Source organism: Rhodopseudomonas palustris, assembly GCF_034479375.1.
GTDB lineage: Bacteria > Pseudomonadota > Alphaproteobacteria > Rhizobiales > Xanthobacteraceae > Rhodopseudomonas > Rhodopseudomonas palustris_M.
This window is the reverse complement of the sequence record NZ_CP140155.1, coordinates 1,588,473-1,606,819: the sequence shown is the minus strand read 5'-3', so window position 1 is coordinate 1,606,819 and position 18,347 is coordinate 1,588,473. Positions and strand designations below refer to the sequence as shown.

Annotated in this window: 27 protein-coding genes; 14 read left to right on the top strand and 13 right to left on the bottom strand. The window is 65.0% G+C overall.

All coding sequences use genetic code 11. The annotated features are described in order from the left end of the window. Positions 1 to 96 precede the first annotated feature (96 nt). Positions 97 to 339, bottom strand: coding sequence for a hypothetical protein (locus SR870_RS07205; protein WP_322517320.1), 243 nt, complete (start codon positions 337 to 339; stop codon positions 97 to 99). A gap of 577 nt (positions 340 to 916) precedes the next feature. Here SR870_RS07205 and SR870_RS07200 point away from each other — a divergent pair. Together SR870_RS07200 and SR870_RS07195 are read left to right on the top strand one after the other, a co-directional pair. After that, positions 917 to 1,102 carry a hypothetical protein gene (locus SR870_RS07200; RefSeq protein ID WP_322517319.1) on the top strand — a complete coding sequence of 62 codons (186 nt, stop codon included), beginning with the start codon at positions 917 to 919 and terminating at the stop codon, positions 1,100 to 1,102. 83 nt (positions 1,103 to 1,185) lie between these two features. Beyond that, positions 1,186 to 1,509 (top strand): hypothetical protein, encoded by a 324-nt coding sequence (locus SR870_RS07195; RefSeq protein WP_416221156.1) that lies wholly within the window; start codon positions 1,186 to 1,188, stop codon positions 1,507 to 1,509. 263 nt (positions 1,510 to 1,772) lie between these two features. Here the strand turns inward: SR870_RS07195 and SR870_RS07190 are convergent, their stop codons facing one another. Continuing rightward, positions 1,773 to 2,039 carry a DUF6719 family protein gene (locus SR870_RS07190; RefSeq protein WP_322517318.1) on the bottom strand — a complete coding sequence of 89 codons (267 nt, stop codon included), beginning with the start codon at positions 2,037 to 2,039 and terminating at the stop codon, positions 1,773 to 1,775. Positions 2,040 to 2,170: 131 nt separating this feature from the next. Between SR870_RS07190 and SR870_RS07185 the strand changes: the two genes are divergently transcribed. The 3 genes from SR870_RS07185 to SR870_RS07175 all read left to right on the top strand — a co-directional run bounded on the left by SR870_RS07185 (position 2,171) and on the right by SR870_RS07175 (position 4,856). Next, the gene (locus tag SR870_RS07185) at positions 2,171 to 3,457 is read left to right on the top strand and encodes an ArgE/DapE family deacylase (RefSeq protein ID WP_322517317.1); all 1,287 of its coding nucleotides are present in this window, start codon (positions 2,171 to 2,173) and stop codon (positions 3,455 to 3,457) included. Between the two features lie 112 nt (positions 3,458 to 3,569). Further along, on the top strand, positions 3,570 to 3,968 hold the full coding sequence (locus tag SR870_RS07180) for a PaaI family thioesterase (RefSeq protein WP_322517316.1): 399 nt from the start codon (positions 3,570 to 3,572) through the stop codon (positions 3,966 to 3,968). A gap of 267 nt (positions 3,969 to 4,235) precedes the next feature. Continuing rightward, on the top strand, positions 4,236 to 4,856 hold the full coding sequence (locus SR870_RS07175) for a GNAT family N-acetyltransferase (protein WP_322517315.1): 621 nt from the start codon (positions 4,236 to 4,238) through the stop codon (positions 4,854 to 4,856). Between the two features lie 173 nt (positions 4,857 to 5,029). On the opposite strand, the gene SR870_RS07170 is transcribed toward SR870_RS07175, so the two are convergent. Both SR870_RS07170 and SR870_RS07165 read right to left on the bottom strand, forming a co-directional pair. Beyond that, positions 5,030 to 5,326 carry a hypothetical protein gene (locus SR870_RS07170; protein WP_322517314.1) on the bottom strand — a complete coding sequence of 99 codons (297 nt, stop codon included), beginning with the start codon at positions 5,324 to 5,326 and terminating at the stop codon, positions 5,030 to 5,032. 186 nt (positions 5,327 to 5,512) lie between these two features. Further along, positions 5,513 to 5,686 carry a DUF1328 domain-containing protein gene (locus SR870_RS07165; RefSeq protein ID WP_322517313.1) on the bottom strand — a complete coding sequence of 58 codons (174 nt, stop codon included), beginning with the start codon at positions 5,684 to 5,686 and terminating at the stop codon, positions 5,513 to 5,515. Positions 5,687 to 5,952: 266 nt separating this feature from the next. On the opposite strand from SR870_RS07165, the gene SR870_RS07160 reads away from it, so the two are divergent. Continuing rightward, complete coding sequence (locus SR870_RS07160; protein ID WP_322517312.1) at positions 5,953 to 6,804, top strand: tetratricopeptide repeat protein; 852 nt, start codon at positions 5,953 to 5,955, stop codon at positions 6,802 to 6,804. A 357-nt stretch (positions 6,805 to 7,161) separates the two neighbouring features. After that, complete coding sequence (locus tag SR870_RS07155) at positions 7,162 to 9,024, top strand: potassium transporter Kup (protein WP_322517311.1); 1,863 nt, start codon at positions 7,162 to 7,164, stop codon at positions 9,022 to 9,024. Between the two features lie 85 nt (positions 9,025 to 9,109). Here SR870_RS07155 and SR870_RS07150 read toward each other — a convergent pair whose 3' ends face one another. Both SR870_RS07150 and SR870_RS07145 read right to left on the bottom strand, forming a co-directional pair. Continuing rightward, positions 9,110 to 9,754: a CPBP family intramembrane glutamic endopeptidase gene (locus tag SR870_RS07150; protein ID WP_322517310.1), complete on the bottom strand. Its 645-nt coding sequence runs from the start codon at positions 9,752 to 9,754 to the stop codon at positions 9,110 to 9,112. Between the two features lie 76 nt (positions 9,755 to 9,830). After that, positions 9,831 to 10,121 carry a hypothetical protein gene (locus SR870_RS07145; protein ID WP_322517309.1) on the bottom strand — a complete coding sequence of 97 codons (291 nt, stop codon included), beginning with the start codon at positions 10,119 to 10,121 and terminating at the stop codon, positions 9,831 to 9,833. Between the two features lie 246 nt (positions 10,122 to 10,367). Here SR870_RS07145 and SR870_RS07140 point away from each other — a divergent pair, with 246 nt between their 5' ends. Genes SR870_RS07140 through SR870_RS07125 form a run of 4 tightly spaced genes read left to right on the top strand, consistent with a single transcriptional unit; the run spans position 10,368 to position 12,385 of the window. Then, a complete protein-coding gene (locus SR870_RS07140; protein WP_322517308.1) occupies positions 10,368 to 10,766 on the top strand; it encodes a hypothetical protein in 399 nt (132 codons plus the stop codon). Between the two features lie 57 nt (positions 10,767 to 10,823). After that, positions 10,824 to 11,321 carry an MOSC domain-containing protein gene (locus SR870_RS07135; RefSeq protein ID WP_322517307.1) on the top strand — a complete coding sequence of 166 codons (498 nt, stop codon included), beginning with the start codon at positions 10,824 to 10,826 and terminating at the stop codon, positions 11,319 to 11,321. Positions 11,322 to 11,376: 55 nt separating this feature from the next. After that, on the top strand, positions 11,377 to 11,967 hold the full coding sequence (locus tag SR870_RS07130) for an NADPH-dependent FMN reductase (RefSeq protein ID WP_322517306.1): 591 nt from the start codon (positions 11,377 to 11,379) through the stop codon (positions 11,965 to 11,967). A 31-nt stretch (positions 11,968 to 11,998) separates the two neighbouring features. Next, positions 11,999 to 12,385 carry a group III truncated hemoglobin gene (locus tag SR870_RS07125; RefSeq protein WP_322517305.1) on the top strand — a complete coding sequence of 129 codons (387 nt, stop codon included), beginning with the start codon at positions 11,999 to 12,001 and terminating at the stop codon, positions 12,383 to 12,385. Between the two features lie 151 nt (positions 12,386 to 12,536). Here the strand turns inward: SR870_RS07125 and yghU are convergent, their stop codons facing one another. Both yghU and SR870_RS07115 read right to left on the bottom strand, forming a co-directional pair. Further along, a complete protein-coding gene (gene yghU / locus SR870_RS07120; RefSeq protein WP_322517304.1) occupies positions 12,537 to 13,412 on the bottom strand; it encodes a glutathione-dependent disulfide-bond oxidoreductase in 876 nt (291 codons plus the stop codon). A gap of 91 nt (positions 13,413 to 13,503) precedes the next feature. Further along, positions 13,504 to 14,640: a diguanylate cyclase domain-containing protein gene (locus SR870_RS07115; RefSeq protein ID WP_322517303.1), complete on the bottom strand. Its 1,137-nt coding sequence runs from the start codon at positions 14,638 to 14,640 to the stop codon at positions 13,504 to 13,506. Between the two features lie 316 nt (positions 14,641 to 14,956). Here SR870_RS07115 and SR870_RS07110 point away from each other — a divergent pair, with 316 nt between their 5' ends. The 3 genes from SR870_RS07110 to SR870_RS07100 all read left to right on the top strand — a co-directional run bounded on the left by SR870_RS07110 (position 14,957) and on the right by SR870_RS07100 (position 16,091). Continuing rightward, positions 14,957 to 15,301 (top strand): 5-carboxymethyl-2-hydroxymuconate Delta-isomerase, encoded by a 345-nt coding sequence (locus SR870_RS07110; protein WP_322517302.1) that lies wholly within the window; start codon positions 14,957 to 14,959, stop codon positions 15,299 to 15,301. Between the two features lie 377 nt (positions 15,302 to 15,678). Then, on the top strand, positions 15,679 to 15,801 hold the full coding sequence (locus SR870_RS07105) for a type II toxin-antitoxin system HicA family toxin (RefSeq protein ID WP_322518217.1): 123 nt from the start codon (positions 15,679 to 15,681) through the stop codon (positions 15,799 to 15,801). Further along, the gene (locus SR870_RS07100) at positions 15,798 to 16,091 is read left to right on the top strand and encodes a type II toxin-antitoxin system HicB family antitoxin (protein WP_322517301.1); all 294 of its coding nucleotides are present in this window, start codon (positions 15,798 to 15,800) and stop codon (positions 16,089 to 16,091) included. Before SR870_RS07105 ends, SR870_RS07100 begins: the two co-directional genes overlap by 4 nt. 88 nt (positions 16,092 to 16,179) lie before the next feature. Here SR870_RS07100 and SR870_RS07095 read toward each other — a convergent pair whose 3' ends face one another. The 5 genes from SR870_RS07095 to SR870_RS07075 form a co-directional block, all read right to left on the bottom strand. Further along, complete coding sequence (locus SR870_RS07095; protein ID WP_322517300.1) at positions 16,180 to 16,311, bottom strand: hypothetical protein; 132 nt, start codon at positions 16,309 to 16,311, stop codon at positions 16,180 to 16,182. Beyond that, positions 16,308 to 16,508 (bottom strand): hypothetical protein, encoded by a 201-nt coding sequence (locus SR870_RS07090; protein ID WP_011441415.1) that lies wholly within the window; start codon positions 16,506 to 16,508, stop codon positions 16,308 to 16,310. Before SR870_RS07090 ends, SR870_RS07095 begins: the two co-directional genes overlap by 4 nt. A 97-nt stretch (positions 16,509 to 16,605) precedes the next feature. Further along, positions 16,606 to 17,259 (bottom strand): hypothetical protein, encoded by a 654-nt coding sequence (locus tag SR870_RS07085; protein ID WP_322517299.1) that lies wholly within the window; start codon positions 17,257 to 17,259, stop codon positions 16,606 to 16,608. 87 nt (positions 17,260 to 17,346) lie between these two features. Then, on the bottom strand, positions 17,347 to 17,616 hold the full coding sequence (locus SR870_RS07080; RefSeq protein ID WP_322517298.1) for a DUF2442 domain-containing protein: 270 nt from the start codon (positions 17,614 to 17,616) through the stop codon (positions 17,347 to 17,349). Positions 17,617 to 17,787: 171 nt separating this feature from the next. Beyond that, positions 17,788 to 18,285, bottom strand: coding sequence for a hypothetical protein (locus tag SR870_RS07075; RefSeq protein ID WP_322517297.1), 498 nt, complete (start codon positions 18,283 to 18,285; stop codon positions 17,788 to 17,790). Positions 18,286 to 18,347: the final 62 nt, after the last annotated feature.

Genomic DNA, 18,347 nt, shown 5'->3' with positions numbered 1-18,347 from the left:
AGCCGGCTGTTTCAAGTCATCGGGTCGATTTGCCAGCGGAGCGGCAGATGCTGTCGCTCCGCTGCTTCGTCTGCGCCTTACACCTCCCGCCGGGACCTAGCGGGATTGCGTCGTGAAGGGGCGGTTCGTCACCGCCGGACCCGCCGGATCCCGATAGCCCACCAGCCGGACCAGGCCCTGGGGAATGGACTGGGTCGCCGGGTGACCGAACAGGTTCTGCAGCGCCATTTCTCCCGGCGATCCGACATTGCGGATCCTGGTGACAGCAGCAGTGATACCACCTGCAACGGGCTGTTCGCCGGGTGCGGTCACGCTCGGCACGCGCGCGTCGGTTTTCATCTGCGCTCCTCCACTAAGCCTAATTAACGCGCATCGCCCGGAATTGTTGCGGGCCGCCGCCGGGCGTCGATGCGGTGATGTCTGGGGTCGGTCGTCTCGAGCCGCGCATTATTCGCGTGAAATCGGCCCGGGCAGGTCGTCGTGTCGGTCGGCACCATGAATGCCTCGACACGCTGTCGGCGCTTCTCTATCGACCGGCGCCGTTCGTACCAAGTACGCGATGGAAACAAGTTTAATACAATCTGCACATCGGGCAAATCGACCGCCCGCCGCCGGGCGCTGCGGCATTGAGACGCTCGCCCGACCCGGATACGCACTAATCGTTGCGGATGACAATTTGATGGCATGCCGCTGCAACTTGGGCAGGGGGCCGGCGGCGGTCAAAAAACGCGTCGGCGGAACTGTCGAACGAGGCTGAGCCCGCCATTGTGTTTCGTCGCCTCGCTCGCGACGAAACAATTCGGCCCGGCGACGAAACCATTTTCCGTTTGAACGCAGACATCCGGAAACCGCCCTTGGTTATCAAGCGCTCAACAGAGGCGGCGGTTGCCGCCGACGTCCGGTACGGAGATACGTGATGCGAACCCTGAGCCTGATCCTCGCTTGTGCCTTCGTCGTGGCCGGCCCCTCGGTCGCCGGCTCTTCGCAAGGTGCTCTGCCGGGAGTCGGGGCCTTTTCCTATATCGGCTTCGGTTCCGGTTCGTCCGATCTCGGCTCGCCGATTGCACAAGCGGTCACGCCCATCCTCGTTGCGGCCAGGTGAGAATTGTCGACGTGAAGGTTTCTCGTGTCGGCCGGTGGCCGCTGGTCTGCGGCGGCGCCGCAATCGTGCTCGGTGCGTCGTTGCTGACTGGAACCGGCGCACAGGCGCAGACCCGCTCGCTGCTGAATGTCCAGGATCCGCGGATCGAGTTCATCCGCCAGTGCACCGCGCATATGGCCGGACGCTGGACGCATCCGCGCGCCGTGTGCGGCTGTCTGCACGATCACGCCGCCGCGGCGGTCCCGGATAGTGACCTGCGCGAGGCGCTGCTGCGCGGAATGCGCGAGAGCGGCGTGCCGACGATCCAGAGCGAATGGGTGCCCCCGGCCAAGCAGTCGCAGATCAGCGCGACCTTCACGCTGATCGCGAAGCCGGCGCTGCAATGCATGTTCGATCCGGCCGACTAGAGCCGTTCTGCTTCCGATGGAATCAGCGCTGGCGTTCAGGGATCCTAGCCGCATGCACAACCTCATGGTGAGGAGGCGCGAAGCGCCGTCTCGAACCATGCGCCGCTGGCCATCATGCGTCGCCCCATCCTTCGAGACGCCCGGCTTCGCCGGGCTCCTCAGGATGAGGAGTCAGTGCATCTGGCAAGGGACATATCGCTTCAATCAAACAATGAACCGCTCCAGACGACGATCACGACACCTCGGTCTCCGAAGCCACCGACCTAACGCCGCTGCAGCCGCGGAACGCATTTGCGCGTCGAGGTCACGCCCGCCGTGGTGAGCGTGGCGCCCATGACTTCCTTGATCTGCCCGTTCGGGCACGAACCGTCGTCGACCTGAATCTTCTGGCCGAGCCGCAAATCGACGATGTCCTGCTCGCGCGACACCTGTTGCTGCGCGGCCGCCGGCGCGGCGAGCGTCAGCAGCGTGACGGCGCTCGTCAGCATTATCGCGAAACGAAGCGGGCGGACTTCACCAACGTCGGACATCTGATCTCCCTTATGCGCCGAGCGCAACGATGGCTTGATTCGGACGCCCGGCCAAACTGTCTGCAAATTCCGGCAATCTGTGGTTTGATCGCGGCCGCCGGATCGAACAACAACAATGGAGCAGCCGCCGCATGAGCGTGTCCGACCTTCACCGCCGAATTCTCGATGCTGTCGATGCCGGCTTCGACGCACAACTGGCCACCACGCGCGATTTCGTCGCGATCCCGAGTACGCGGGGTGCCGAGGGTCCCTGTCAGGACATGATCGCCGATCTGCTCCGGCAACGCGGCTACGAGGTCGACGACTGGCACATCAATGTCGACGACCTCAAGGATCTGCGCGGCTTCGGGCCGATCGAGCATGATTTCTCCAAGGCGCGCACGGTGGTCGGCACCTATCGCCCGGCCAACAATCAGGGCCGGTCGCTGATCCTGCAGGGACATTGCGATGTCGTTCCGGCCGGGCCGCTGGAGATGTGGGACACGCCGCCGTTCTCGCCGGTGATCAAGGACGGCCGGATGTACGGCCGCGGCGCCTGCGACATGAAATCGGGCACGATCGGCGCGCTGTACGCGCTGGACGCGATCAAGGCCGCAGGGCTGACGCCGACCGGGCGGATTCACCTTCAGTCGGTGATCGAGGAGGAGAGCACCGGCGTCGGCGCGTTGTCGACGCTGCAGCGCGGCTATCGCGCCGACTGCTGCTTCATTCCGGAGCCGACCGATGGAAAGATGGTGCGCTCGCAGGTCGGCGTGATCTGGTTTCGTCTGAAAGTGCGCGGATTTCCAGTGCACGTGTTCGAAGCCGGCTCCGGCTCCAACGCGATCACCGCGGCCTATCATCTGATTCACGCGCTGGAGAAGCTCGAAGAGGATTGGAACAAGCGCGCCGCGGGCGATCCTCACTTCAAGAGCGTCGTGCATCCGATCAACTTCAACCCCGGCATCATCAAGGGCGGCGACTGGGCGTCCAGCGTCCCGGCTTGGTGCGACGTCGACTGCCGCATCGCGATCCTGCCGGGCTGGTCGGTCGCCGATCATCAGGCCGAGATCCTCGCCTGCGTCGCAGCCGCGGCGAGGGATCATCGCTTCCTGTCGAACAATCCGCCGCAGGTGGAGTGGTCGGGCTTCCTCTCCGAGGGCTACGAGCTGAAAGACTCCGCTGCGCCGGAAGCCGCGTTCGGGAAGGCCTATGACGCCGTCTATGGCGGGGCGACGCCGGATCTGGTTTTCACCGCGCTGACCGATACGCGGTTCTACGGGTTGAACTACAATATTCCGAGCCTGTGCTTCGGCGCCAGCGGCGCGGCGATGCACGGCTTCAACGAGTATGTCGATCTCGCCTCTCTGCGGCAATCCACCAAGGCGACCGCGCTGTTCATCGCCGAATGGTGCGGCGTCGAGCCGGTTAGCGCATGACCTGACAGGTAATTGCGTTCGGCGGATCGTCATGCACGATCCGCCGAACGCTTGCAGACGCACACCGAGCCCGCGCCGCCCTCGGCGAGAATGCGGGCCGCAAGGAGGGATGATGACGCCGCTCGACCTGATCAATTCGCGACCGTTGCCGTTTGCGGCCCTGATGGGCGTCAGTTTCGTCGAGGCCGGGCCCGATCGGGTGGTCGCCACCATGCTGGTGCGCCCGGAGCTGTGCACGCTCGGCGATGCGATCCATGGCGGGGCAGTGATGGCGCTGGCGGATACGGTCGGCGCCGCGGCGACCTTCGTCAACCTGCCGGCCGACGCCAAGGGCACCACCACGCTCGAGAGCAAGACCAATTTCATCGCCGCAGCCAAAGCGGGAACCTCCGTCCGCGCGATTGCGACGCCGGTGCATCGGGGGCGGCGGACTCAGGTCTGGCAAACCCGGATCGAGACCGAAGAGGGGCGGCTGGTCGCGATGATCACCCAGACGCAGATGGTTCTTTGATACCTTTTTACGAGGAGCTAGGGCTCCGTATGATCCCTAGAGTGCGGTGCAACAACACCGTCTTGCTGCGTCAATTTGCGCTCGCTCAAGGTTTGTTAAGCGGCTTGGAATTATACCTTTTTCGCGAAGTTCGATGGCGGTGCGCCAGTCGTTTCCCTGGCGTGCCCGCCATTTGATCTTGAAATTAATTGTGCGTCGCACAATATACTTTCGGTCTAGGGAATCGAACGCCTCCTTGAGGGCCGTCCCCAGAGGAGATGTGAATCTATGTACGACGCACTCATCGCCGATCTCACCGGTTCCAAAGGGACGATCAGGTCGCTGATCAACCAGGAACTGCCGCTGCTCCGGGACCACATGCTGCGGCTGGATGCCGAGAGCCGGCGTGACCGGTTCAACGGCTATGCCGACGAGGGTTTCATCGACCGCTACGCCATGAAGTGCGGCGGCGACGGCACCATCATCATCGCCTATTTCGCCGAGGACGGCATGGTCCATGCGGCGGCCGAATTGCATCAGCCCGACCTGTCGACCGACTCGCTGCCCGAGATCGCCTTCAGCGTCGAGGCCCATCTGCGGCGCAAGGGCATCGGCAGCATCCTGTTCAAGCAGTTGATGGAGGTGGCGCGGTCGCTCGGCTACGAGAATCTACGCATCACCACCGGATCGCAGAATCAGGCGATGCGCGCGCTGGCCAACAAGTTCGGCGCCCACCTGACGTTCCGGCAGGGCGAGTCGACCGGCACGATCGATCTCAAGCAGCAAGCAGCGCCCGGCAGCCAGCCGACGATCGAAATCCCGGCCGGCGCTGCGAGTGCGCTGATCGATTTCAATCAGGCGTGCTGGAATCTGTTTCTCAGAATGTCGGGTATCAACCGCGCCGCCTGAGCCCTGTTCGGATTTCAGAATCTGAATTCCGAACGCCGCTGTGGAATGCGACTCTGAAAATGCCGACGCCGCGTGCTGATGCCCGCGGCGTTTTCTTGTTCTGTCTATCGACTACTCGAAAGCGACTACTCGAAAGCCGAGGCGGTCTGCACGCCCGGCGCGTCGTCCGTCGCTCAGACGCGCTTGTCGTTGCCGATCACCCGGCGCGACACACGCCGCTCGACGACCACCGAACGCTGGCTGCCTTGTTCGCCGGTGATCACCCGGGTCGTGCGCGCGGCGGCACGGCCGGCCTTGCGGACTTCGCCCTGCACCTGCTCGACCGGCAGCCCCATCAGCGACGCGGCAATCTCGGCCTGCGATTCCAGATCGTCGGTGATACCCATGGCGGCAAAAATCGCCTCCTCCAGCGTGGGAGGATCGCGCCGCACGCGGCGCACGCCATACTTCGTATTCCAGTCTTCGCTCATCGACCGCCCCGGGTTTGTTGGGGAATACCTAGTTGAGCCGATGCTGCAATGCAATATTGAATCGGCAGGACGCCCGAGACCTTGGTCGATACCAACCCCGGGGCGATTGCGGCAGATCAATTCAATCCGCAGTTCATGGCAGCCCTGCGTCATCTCGGACCGCAGGGCTGCGTCACGCCGTCGCCGCTACGATCGGAAGATCGTGAATCCGAGGATCAGCAGAATGATGAAGATCACCGCGAAGATGTAGAACAGGATCCGGGCCAGATCGGCGGAGGCGGCGGAAATGCCGGTGAAGCCGAAGATGCCGGCGATGACCGAGATCACCAGAAAGATCAGGGCCCATTTCAGAATTGTCATTACCGTCGTCCCTCGTGACGCATGCGTTTTGAACGAGCGGCGGCAGCCTTGGTTCCCGGAGACCGGGATGATGCTATTGTCGGACCGATGTCGAGTTGGGGGCGGCGCGTTCTTCTGTTATCCGGGGGACGGGATTTGCCGGCCGCCGCGGCTCCCGCCATGGTCGCGGCGAGGAACGGGGCGAGCCGACGGGCGTATAGGACGACGTCAGCAGCCGGATCGGCAGCCGCGACGAAGCAACCAGGGCGCAAGGGGGCAGGAAGCCGATGACGAGATGTGCAGGCGGCGCGCGTTGGATCGCTCGGGGAATCGCCGGCGGATTCGTTGCGACCTTGCTGCTGCCGGTCACCGCCGCGCCGGCGCGGGCGCAATCCGCCGACCTGGTGCTGTGTGACCGTATCGCCGCCGATCCGGCTGACCCGGACAAGCCTGCCGGCGTCAGGGGCGTCGCCGAGATCGCGCCGGCCGACGTCGAGACAGCAATCCGATATTGCCGCAACGCCGCCGGTTCGCGTCGCGCGATCTATGCGCTGGGGCGGGCCTATGCGGCCAACAAGCAGCCGGCGGAGGCGATCGCCGCGTTTCGAAAGGCGGCCGACAAGGGCAGCACATCGGCCATGGTCGAGCTCGGGGTCGCCTATGCGTCCGGCGCCGGCGTCGCCAGGGACGACGCCAAGGCCCGGCAATTGTTCGAGCGCGCAGCCGAGGCCGGCAATCCGCGCGGCGTCAGCAATCTCGCAGCGCTGGGCGGCGGTGCACCGGCGGATGCCGGAAAAACCCGTGCACTGCTGGCCAAGGGGGCGGACACCAACGCCGAAGCGCAATATCAGCTCGGCATGATGCTGGCGGAGGGAGTCGGGGGGCCGAAAGACGACGTCGCCGCGCGTGCGCTGTTCGAGAAGGCGGCCGCCCAGGGCCACCCGGCTGCGCTCGAGCGGATGGGGGCCTTTGCGCAGAGCGGGCGCGGCGGCACACAGGATTCGGGCGCTGCAAAAGCGTTCTACGAAAAGGCGGCCGCGCTCGGCAACGCCGATGCCGCTGCGGCGCTGAAGCGGGCGAATTGCCAGTTCGCGATCAAGGACAAGCAGGGAAGGCTCGTGACCAACCTTTGCTTCTAGGGCAATTCCGGTCCGACAAAACCGAACTGGAGATCCAGATTCTTGATTTGTCGCGTTTTCTTCAAGCCGACCGGTATCCACGTCGCCGGATCCCGCTCCAGGGGCCGGCGCGATTCTGTTCGGCGCAGAATTCTTGTATCGAATCGATGATTGGATCACGGCTGGGAGCGGTCGGCGAAGTCAGCTGTCTGATCCGGGTCAACAACGGGGCGTTGCCGATATGAACAGAAGCATGGGGCCGGACCAGGATTCCGGCCGAATCGCCTGGGCGATGCGCGATTGCTCCTGGACCGGCGTCTGCGCGCGCCGCGCGCCTGTCGTCGCCGTCGACCGGTCGACCTCGGCCAGGGGGCACGCATGAGCCGGCACAAGAACAGCGTCGGGCTGCTGGTCAGCGCAGTCGGCGTCGTCTTCGGCGACATCGGCACCAGCCCGCTGTACGCCATGAAAGAGACTTTCGCCGGTCATCATCCGATCCCGGTATCGCCGGAGAACATCTTCGGCGTGTTGTCGCTGGTGTTCTGGACGGTGATGCTGCTGGTCACGGTGAAATACGTGATCCTCATCATGCGTGCCGACAACCACGGCGAAGGCGGCAGCCTCGCGCTGCTGGCGCTGGTGACCGAGCTGACGCGCGGGCGGCGCGTGCACTATCCGTTGATGCTGCTCGGCGTGATCGCTGCGGCGCTGTTCTACGGCGACAGCATGATCACGCCGGCGATCTCGGTGCTCAGCGCGGTCGAGGGCCTCGAGGTCGTGACGCCCGACCTGAAAGCGTATGTCGTGCCGATCACCGCGGTGGTGCTGACGGGGTTGTTCGCGATCCAGTCCCGCGGCACCGGGCTGGTCGGCCGCCTGTTCGGCCCGGTGATGTGCATGTGGTTCGTCACGCTGGCGCTGCTCGGCATCGCCAACATCGTCCGTGCGCCGGAAGTGCTGGAGGCGATCAGTCCGACCTTCGCGATCGAATTCGTCATCCGTCATCCGCTGATGAGTTTCTACGCGCTCGGCACCGTTGTGCTGGCGGTCACCGGCGGCGAGGCGCTGTACACCGACATGGGCCATTTCGGCCGGTTTCCGATCCGGCTGGGCTGGTTCGGCCTGGTGCTGCCGGCGCTGCTGCTGAACTATTTCGGCCAGGGCGCGCTGTTGATCGCCGATCCGTCGGCGATCCAGAATCCGTTCTTCCGGATGGGACCGGAATGGATGGTGATGCCGATGGTCGCGCTGGCGACGCTGGCTACCGTGATCGCGTCGCAGGCGGTGATCTCCGGCGCCTTCTCGGTGGCGCGGCAGGCGATCCAGCTCGGCCTGCTGCCGCGGATGACGATCGTGCACACTTCGGGCGAGGAGGCGGGCCAGATCTACGTGCCGTTCACCAACTGGACCTTGTACTTCGCGGTGATGGCGCTGGTGATCGGCTTCCAGTCGTCGAGCAACCTGGCGGCGGCCTACGGCATCGCGGTGACCGGCACGATGATGATCGACACCATTCTGGTGGCATTCGTGATGGCGCTGTTGTGGCGCTGGAACATGGCGCTGGTGATCGCCGTGGCGGGCACGCTGCTGCTGGTCGACTTCGCTTACTTCGCCGCCAACATCATCAAGGTGGCGCAGGGCGGCTGGTTCCCGCTGTTCATCGGCTTCATCTCGTTCACGGTGCTGACGACGTGGCGGCGCGGCCGCGCGCTGGTGCGCAAGCAGCTCAAGAAGCAGGCGGTGCCGCTCGACGTGGTGCTGCGCGCGCTCGGGCCCAACGTGTCGCGGGCCCGCGGCACCGCGGTGTTCCTGACCGCCGCGACCGACGGGGTGCCGCCGGCGCTGCTGCACAACCTCAAGCACAACCAGACGGTCCATCAGCGCGTCGTGCTGGCGACCGTGACCACCGCGGACACGCCCTATGTGCCCGACAGCGAGCGCGTGCACATGACCGATATCGGCGACGGTTTCCATCGCCTGATCATCCGCTACGGCTTCATGCAGACCCCCGACATTCCGGCGGCGCTGACGCTGTGCAAGCAGTTCGGGCACGAGTTCAACATGATGTCGACCTCGTTCTTCCTCAGCCGCGAGACCTTCGTGCCGAGTCTCAATCCGGGCATGGCGTTGTGGCGCGAGCGGCTGTTCACCTTCATGACGCTGAACGCGACCCGGGCGACGACCTTCTTCAAGATCCCGACCGACCGCGTCGTCGAACTCGGCACCCAGCTCGAAATCTGATCGCGGCTTTGCCGCGCGCAGGCGAGGGCAAGACGAAGGGGACAAGACGAAGGGGAGGACGACGCGCGATCTCGCGCGTTGGCCCTCAGGCCAGCCCGAGCGCGAAGGCCAGCGTGCCGATCGCGGCGTGCGAGACGATCAGCGGCCAGATGTTCCGCATCCACAGATAAGCAACGCCCCACACCACGCCGAGCAGGAAGGTGTTGAGCAGCAACGTCGGATCGCCGTAGCAGAGGTGGATCAGCGAGAACATCGCCGCCGAATACATCACATAGGCCCAGCCGCCGCGCGACAGCTTGTCGGTGATCAGTTTCGGGATCGAGCGGCACACCACTTCCTGGCACGGGCTCGATACCAGAACATAGAACGGCGCGAAGCTCAGCCACGCCGGCGGCTTGGCCTCGAAGGTGAAGAACTGCGTCTGCAGCAGCATCACCGCGGCGATGGCGAGTGTGACCGCCGCGCAGCCGAGCCAGTGACTCCATTGATGCGGCTTGCCGAATCCCAACTCGGCGAAGGACACGCCGGCCCACAGGCACAGGCCGATGCAGACCCCCGAGACCAGCAGCAAAGCGTGGATCCGGTAGGAGAATGGCAGAACGTCGAGCTGGATTGCGATGCCGGGACCGGCCAGCAGCAGCGCAAGCCCGGCGAGCGGCGCGAACCGCCAGCTCTGCAAGCGGGCGGGGATGCTGGTGGGGTTCGAGTCGATCTGTCGCAAATCTGTCATCTCGCAATCACACGGCATTCGCCGTGCACATGCCAGTCACAACTGCGCCAGTGATAAATGTTCCCCTAAGCGTCGATCAGCGCCGGCTGCTACTACCGACGCCGACGCCGACGCCGATGCTTCCGCCGAGCCTGACGCAGGTCGCGCTGCCCTCGACCTGGACGAAGCCTGGGCCGAATGCGGCACAGGGATTGGTCTTGCTCTGCTTCGGGGCGGGGGCGGCGAGCGGCTTCGTCGGACGCCCGTCCTGCGACAATCCCCTGGACGACTGCTGGGACAGTCCCTGGGGCGATCCTTGGAGCAACGCTTGCGCCGTTGCGGCGAGCGGCCATGTGACGACGACAAAGGCGATCAGCAGGGTTCTCATGGCGCCTTGATTATCGCAGAAACCTCACGCCTTCCACCTGCGGCTCGCGGCCGGGGACGGTTCCGGTTCCGCCGCAAACAAGCCGCAATTGCTGCGCTGATCTGGCCTGCGGTGGGAAACCGCAGGGCAGCATCGGGCAATGCGCTTGACGTTGCTGCCGGGCTCGGATTTGAGGAAGCGATTGTCTTTGAACAACTGCCGCAAGGCGCTGCTGCGCCGGTCGCACGCATTTCCACGGGGATTTCGATGAGAACGATGGTTGTCATGATGACGCTGCTGGCTTCGAGCGCGGCGCTCGCGCAGACCACGACGGCGCCGAGCAAGCCGCCGATGATCGGGGATCGGCCGCTGGTGCAGGTCAAGCCGCGTGGCGAGGCGACGGCCAGGAACGGTGCCAACAATCCGGCCGGCAAGCCGTCGATCGCGGCTCAGCTGCAGGGCTGTCTCGAGATCGAGGACGGCAGCAAGGAACGGCTCGACTGCTATGACGCGATCTATCCGCCGAAGCCGAAGACGCCGAAGCCCGGCGCCAAACAGAAGCCCGCCAAGGCGGTTTCCGACTGCCGCCTGACCAAGGAGGAGGACGAGCGACTGGCCTGCTACAACGGCTTCGCCCAGGCGCTGCCGAAACCGCCGAAGACCTGAGGCGGACATCCTGACCGTCGGGAACCATCGCCGGGGCGCGGCCTTGTCCAGCACCGGATGAAGTCTTTCGCAGCAGATACGCCGCTCGGCCGGCTGATGACCGCACCGATGCGGCCGGGACGGCTCGACTGGATCGGGCTGCGCCCGGCCCGCCGCGCGCCGGTGCTGATCGCCGCGCAGGCGACGCTGATCGCCGGTCGCGGCATCGATGGCGATCGTTATCGCACCGCCTCGGACGGCGCGCGGCAGGTCACACTGATCGCAGCGGAAGATCTCGCCGCCGTCGCGGCCTTCCTCGGCCGCGACGATGTCGCTCCCGATCTCTTGCGTCGAAATTTCGTCACCCGGGGCGTCAATCTCATGGCCCTGAAGGGACAGCGGTTTCTCATCGGCGCGGCGCTGCTCGAAGGCGCGGGGGATTGCGCGCCGTGCAGCCGGATGGAAGAGACGCTCGGGCCGGGCGGCTATAATGCGATGCGCGGTCGCGGCGGCCTCACTGCTCGCGTTCGCGAGGGCGGAGTGATCCGGCTCGGCGATCCGATCGAACGCGTGTAGATGTGGCACGGGTCGAGCCGCGGAGTTTGTCGTTTCATTGCAAAGGAGCCGATCGATGGCCCACCGCCTGCTGGTTTTGTACGGCTCGTACCGCTCCGACCGGATGGGCATCAGGCTCGCGAACTACATCGTCGCGGAGCTGCGTGCACGCGGCGACGATGTCGAACTGATCGACGCCAAGGCGGTCGGGCTGCCGATGCTCGACCGGATGTACAAGGAATATCCGAAAGGCGAGGCGCCCGCTGCGATGGAAACGCTGGCTGCGAAAATCCGCGCGGCGGACGGCTTCGTGTTCGTCACCGGCGAATATAATTGGGGGCTGCAGCCCGGCTTGAAGAACCTCACCGATCATTTTCTCGAAGAATGGTTCTGGCGGCCGGCGGCGATCGCGAGCTATTCGGCCGGGCGCCTCTCCGGCGTGCGTGCGGCGACCGCGTGGCACGGCACGCTCAGTGAAATGGGCATGGTGGTGATCTCGTCGACGCTCGCGGTCGGTCCGATCGCGCAGACGCTCGACGCCGACGGTCGGCCGACGGGCGACGCCGGCAAATCGCTGGCCCGCGCGTTCCCGCGCTTCGCCGAGGATCTCGCCTGGTGGGCCGAGGCCGCGAAGGCGCAGCGCGCAAAGCTCGAGCCGCCGTATTGAGTGCGGCCGCGCCGCGCACTACATCCGGGTGATGCACGAAATCACCGAAGCCGAGATCGCCACGATGGTGCGCACGTTCTACACGCGGGCCCGCGACGACGATCTGATCGGCCCGATCTTCGACCGCGCGGTCGAGGACTGGGATCATCACATCGCGCAGATCACCGATTTCTGGTCGTCGATGCTGCTGAAGACCGGGCGCTACGGCGGCCGGCCGATGCGGCCGCACCTGGTGCTCGGGCTGGAGCCGGCGCATTTCGACCGCTGGCTGGCGTTGTTCGAGGCCACCGCCAGTGAACTGTTCACGCCGGACATCGCCGCGGCATTCATCGTCCGCGCCCGCCGCATCGCCGACAGTTTCGAGATGGGCATCGCCACCACGCAGGGCAAGGTCACGGTGCCGCGCCACGGCGTGTAGTGCGAGATTGTTGCACCGTCATTCCGGGGCGCGAGCGTAGCTCGCGAACCCGGAATCCCGACGTTGTGGCATTCCGCGCACAGAACAGCTCGAGATTCCGGGTTCGCGCGCCGTTGGCGCGCGCCCCGGAATGACGTTGCGGTGCGGTTGATTACTTCGCCTTGGCGATCTTGTCCTGCGTCTTCGTCTCGAAGTCGGAGGCGTCGTGGCGTTCGTGGAGCTGGCTCGCCGGGTCGCCGGTGACGCGGTTGACGATGCGGCCGCGCTTCACTGCGGGGCGCGAGCCGATCGCCTTGGTCCAGCGCTGCACGTTGGTGTAGCTCCCGACGTCGAGGAAGGTGGCGCTGTCGTTATACAGCACGCCGTTGATGAGCCCGCCGTACCAAGGCCACACCGCAATGTCGGCGATCGAGTAGTCCGCGCCGGCGAGATATTCGCTGTCCGCCAGACGGCGGTCGAGCACGTCGAGCTGGCGCTTCACCTCCATTGCGAAGCGATTGATCGGATATTCCCATTTCTCCGGCGCGTAGGCGTAGAAATGGCCGAAGCCGCCGCCGAGATAGGGCGCCGAACCCATCTGCCAGAACAGCCAGTTCAGGCACTCGGTGCGGCCGGGAATATCCTTCGGCAGAAACGCGCCGAACTTCTCGGCGAGATACAGCAGGATCGAGCCGGATTCGAAAACGCGGATCGGCGGCGAGGCGGAGCGATCCAGCAGCGCCGGGATCTTGGAGTTCGGATTGACCGCGACGAAGCCGGAACCGAACTGATCGCCGTCGCCGATCCTGATCAGCCAGGCGTCGTATTCGGCGCCGCTGTGGCCGAGCGCCAGCAGTTCCTCGAGCAGGATCGTGACCTTCTGGCCGTTCGGCGTCGCCAGCGAATAGAGCTGCAAAGGATGCTGGCCGACCGGCAGTTCCTTGTCGTGCGTCGCGCCGGCGACGGGCCGGTTGATCGACGCGAATTGGCCGCCGTTCTCCTTGTCCCAGGTCCAGACTTTGGGCGGCGTGTAGGGGGCGTCGGTCATGCGGGGCTCCGGCTGTTTCGGATTGTCGTTGCGGCGGGAAGCTGAGATTGGCGCGCGCGCCGCGAATGGCAAGAGGTGCGCGGCCGGATGTCTAGACCGCCGCGCTGTAGGCGGGCTCGTCGTCCGCGTCCGACCAGACGGTGGCCCCGCCGGCGCGCTTGGCGGCATAGAGGGCGCGGTCGACCCGCTCCAGCAATTGCGCCGTCGCGCCGGTGGCGAGCGCGCCGTCGGCGACGAGCACGCCGGCGCTGGCGCCGATGCGCACCGGCAGGTCCGACAGCCGATACGGCAGCGAGAGCTCGAACACCGCCCTGCGCGCCAGCTCCAGCGCCTCGGTGCGCCCGTCCGCGCCGGCGGCGACCGGCTTCAGCAGCATGAATTCGTCGCCGCCGAAGCGCGCGGCGATGCCGCCGGCGCCGACGCAGTCGGTCAGCCGCGCCGCGACCTGGCGCAGCAGATCGTCGCCGGCATTGTGGCCGTGGCGATCGTTGACCGGTTTGAAGCCGTCGAGATCGATCGCGATGATGGCGAAATTGCCGCCGATGGTGGCGAGCGACTGCAGAAACGCGGCGCGGTTCGGCAGGCCGGTGAGGAAGTCGTGGGTCGCCTGCAGCGCCAGCCGATGCCGGGCTTCGAGGCGCTCGACGAAGGCGGCGCTGAGATGCCTGGAGGCTTCGCGCAGGGTGAGCCAGAAGAATATCAGCATCACGGCGCCGACATTGTAGGCGAGCTCGGGACGCAGCAGGCCGGCGACGACGGTCGGCATCAGCAAGGTCGCCGCAGCGGTCAGAATGACCCAGGGCCGGATCGCCGCCCGCGACACCATGCCGACGCAGAACGACATCGACAGGCCGAACGCCAGCCAGGCTCCGGGCGCGTCGCCGAGATGCAGCGTCCGATAGGACAGCGCGCCGAGCGCGAGGCTGAAGGCGCAGGCGCCGGCGCCGTAGATCCGCTCCCAGCGCACCACGTCGGCATCGGACAATTGCGCGGCGCGGGATTTGTAGCGCAGCAGCGAGGCGATCCGGGCCGAGGCGGTGATCAGGATCAGCGCCGCGATCACCGCATAGCCGGGGTCGCCGTCGATCACCGCCAGCGCCACGGCGCCGACCACCGAGGTGACGCTGATCGCCATCACCTGCGGCAGCGCGGTGTAGAGCAGATCGACCAGCTCGCGCCGGACCCGCGGATCAGGATGCAGGTATCTGGACAACATCGTAAGGGGCATGGCCGGCACCATGTCTGCCGAGTTCCTAACAACTGATAGGTAAGTGAGTGGGGCGTCTGGGCTTCGATATCGGCATCGTTAAGGAATGGTTGAAAGCGCCGCCGGCGCGGCGGGCAGCGCAGCGCTTCCCGAGGTCGCGGCGCCCGACGTGGCACGGCGCTGCGCGCCTTTTGCCCGCCCTACGACGATGCTTGCTCGTTCGTCATTCCGGCGCACGCAGCGCATCGCGGAATGACCGGGGCGTGCGGGCTTGACCGCGCCGGCGCGAGCGCCAACAACAGCCGCCGGACTGGCGTGGACGAACCGGAGCAGGGCGATGCCGCATCTCGTGATCGATTACTCGGGCGACGACCTTAACCGCGACCGCATCGCGCCGATGATGGACGGGCTCGCCGTCGCCGCCGCGGCGACCGGGGTGATGCACGCCGCCGACATCAAGGTCCGCGCCCGCGGCTTCGACGATTATCTCGTCGCTGGCCGGCGAGACAGCTTCGTGCATCTCGCCGTGTACCTGTTGGCCGGCCGCACGCCGGAGCAGAAGGAAGCGCTCGCCAACGCGCTGCGCCAGACCCTAGTCGAGCACTGCCCCGACATCGTCAGCCTCAGCGTCGACATCCGCGACATGGACCCGGTGGCGTACAAGAAGCGGTTGAAGGGGTGAGGCGGAACGGCTAATCGGCGATGCGGTGAGTTATGGGTTTCGCTTCGCTCACCCGGGCGACTTCCGCTTATCGAGTCTCGGCCTTGCTCGCTCCGTGTTCCTCAAACAAGGCGGCAACCTTTGACCATGAGAGCTTGTAGCCGTACGAGTTGCCGTTTGGAAACCATACTGCCGATCCGTTTGAAATCTTTAGCTCACCGAGTTTGCTCTCGTTCTTCTTGATTTCAATACAAACATCTGCTCGGCCGACTTCTAAAGGAGGGGTCCTGAGGAAAACGCGATGAGTGGCCAATTCAGTAATCTCCAAAATCTGCGAACCAGAGTCAGTCTAATTGAGTTCAGGGAGGACACAAGGTGATCAAAAGTAGCGGCGCCTCATTGGTGCGACCGGCAGTCACCACCACTTCAAGCATCCGGTAAAAGCTGGTAAGGTGACGGTCCCGCATCCGAAGATCGTCCGTTCGGTCACTCGGCAGGCAGGCCTGAAGGAGGTCCGGTGAGCGCAACGTCCGGCTACCTCGCGCTGGTCTACAAGGACCGCGACACCTCCTACGGCGTCGCCTTTCCCGACGTGCCCGGTTGCATCTCGGCGGGCGACACCTTCGAGCAGGCGATCGACAACGCCGCCGAAGCGCTCGGCGGCCATCTCGCGCTGCTGCGCGCCGACGGCGACCCGATCCCGCAGCCGCGCAGCCTCGAACAATTGCGCGACGATCCGGAATTCACGGCGGACGCCGCCGCCGTGGTGGCGTTCGTCAGGCCGCAGGCGGCGAGGGCGGCGGCGGAGTAGTTTGGTGCGAAATTGTAGCGTGGGTTGAGCGCAGCGAAACCCACGGCAGCCAGAACGAAGCGATGGGTTTCGCTTCGCTCAACCCATCCTACGCTTGCTGCAGCGAGGGGTGACGCGGGTCGCTCTTCAGCAGCGCATATTGCGCGTCGGCGAGCTTCCTGATCGGCGCGGGGAGATCGTCATACGCCGCCCAGAACCGCGGCGCGGCGAGGTGCTTCACAGCTCGCGCGACTGGCCGGCGCGATGGGCGGCCAGCGCCTCGGCTGCGAGATCGTCGAGCCTGCCGGCCTCCGCGTCGCGGGCGATCGCGGCGTCGAACTGCTCCGCATCGAACGCCTCGAACCACGCCCGAAACCGCGCCAACTCGCGCGGCGGCAGTCGTTCGACGGCCTTTTCGATGTCCTCGGCAGTGGTCATGAGCGCAAGCCTAGCAGCAAAGGCGAGGCGGCAAAAGGGCACTTCCGGAGCCGGGATCGAGCGCGGCGGACTAGGATCTGCGTCGAAGGACGCGCGACTATGGGCAGGCTTCATGCAGAGCCAGGCGAGGCTCCGGGCTACTCTCCGCGGGTACGAAGCGAATCTCGCGTTCGCTGCTGCCTGATACAGCCGCGAGCCCGAACCGCCCGAGATATCTCAGGCCGAAGTAGTATCTGGAGGAGGGCGGATTAGTCGCGATGGAGCCGCTCGCATCGCCCGGCTGCAATACTTCAAATCGGCGTCTTGCACCGGGGTCGATGTCGTCGGCTCGTTGCCCCTTTGAGCGCAGGCCGACAAGTTGCTTCGCAAACGCGGTTAGTTCCAGAAAGCTCTCCCGGTCGCAAGACAGCCGGGAGAGCGCGCGCCCCGGGAGAAAGCGATAAATATCATAGTTGATGCCAATCAAATAATCCTGTCCGTCGTCGCGCGCGTAGACGACGGCTCCCGAATTGTAAGGCTTATCCGAAACCTCGATCCAATCCGTGGATGTGGAGGATTTGGAATCGCCGACCTGCATCAGCGTCAATCGCTCCTTCATCCCGAGCCCCCACGCCATCGCGTAGGTCATCTCGTAATTTGTCGGCGTGAGACGCGTCGTGACGGATCGAGTCGTCGTCCCGAACCAGGCCGCGTGGACGGCCCCAAGGACGACGAGAACGACCAGAACCTTGATCGAAAGACCTTTCATCATCTAACCGCTATGCGTGTGCTCGGACGCTAAATTACCTTCAAGGCTACGGACAGCGCCGCCGCGCGTCGAATGGCGGATGACGCTCCGCTAATCCGCACGGGCTACGAGCGACGCCTCCGATTCCGAGGCTTGCGTGACGTCGCCGCGGCCTGCCAGCAGGCCGGCGACCGAGATGTCCTCGTCGAGCGCTTCCCAATGCAGGCCGACGCGGCTCAATTCGACCTCGGCGCGCTCGGCCGGCGTTGCCCGCAATAGCCGCGGAAACCACGCCAGCGGCACGCCGAGGGTGCGACCGTCGGACAACTCGACCCACATTGTATGATCGTCAAAGCGGACGCTGGTGGCCGAAATGGTCATGCCATGCTCTCAGGATCAGGTCGCGGTTGTCCGCGACGGCGGCGGCATCGTAGCCCCGTAGCCCGGATAAGCGAAGCGCCATCCGGGGACGGCTATCCAGTCATGCTAAGTCCCGGGTATCGCTACGCTCACCCGCCCTACGAGCTAATCCGCCCTACGAGCTCTTGCGTCTCAGAAGTCAGGGCGTAGGTAGCTTCTGCGAGCATCGACGATGGCCAATGTTGTCTCGGAAAGGCGATAGAACGTGTATACACATTCTATGAACATGAAGGCGGCAAGTCCCGATAGAGCTACGCGTATGGAGTTGCCGGCAATCGAAAGAAGTTCCGGTAGATAGGGGGTGCCTAGCTGAAGACGATTCTTCTCAAAAATCATCAGAATGCTATTGGATGATGCTGAAGTGCTAATCAGCACCAGCAGGCAAAGGCTGCAAATCGCAATGGTGATGAAGTACGCGGAGCGCGTCTGAAAGTTCACCGCCAAGGCGCCGAGTCGTTCAAGTTCGGCCCTTCGCGTCTCATCTGAGGGTGGTGGGAGTTTGGCGTCAGCGAGCGAGTAGTCGGAACAAAGGGCGGTAAAGACAAATCCTGTCAATACGCTCAGTGCTGTAACCATCATTCCGCTATTTGCTGCGATATCAAGGAGGCAGGCAGCGGCGAGGCTCGCCACCGCTGATCCGCATAGTCGAATCAAGTAGCCCTCACGGCTTCCGGTCCGCGAGTTGTGATATG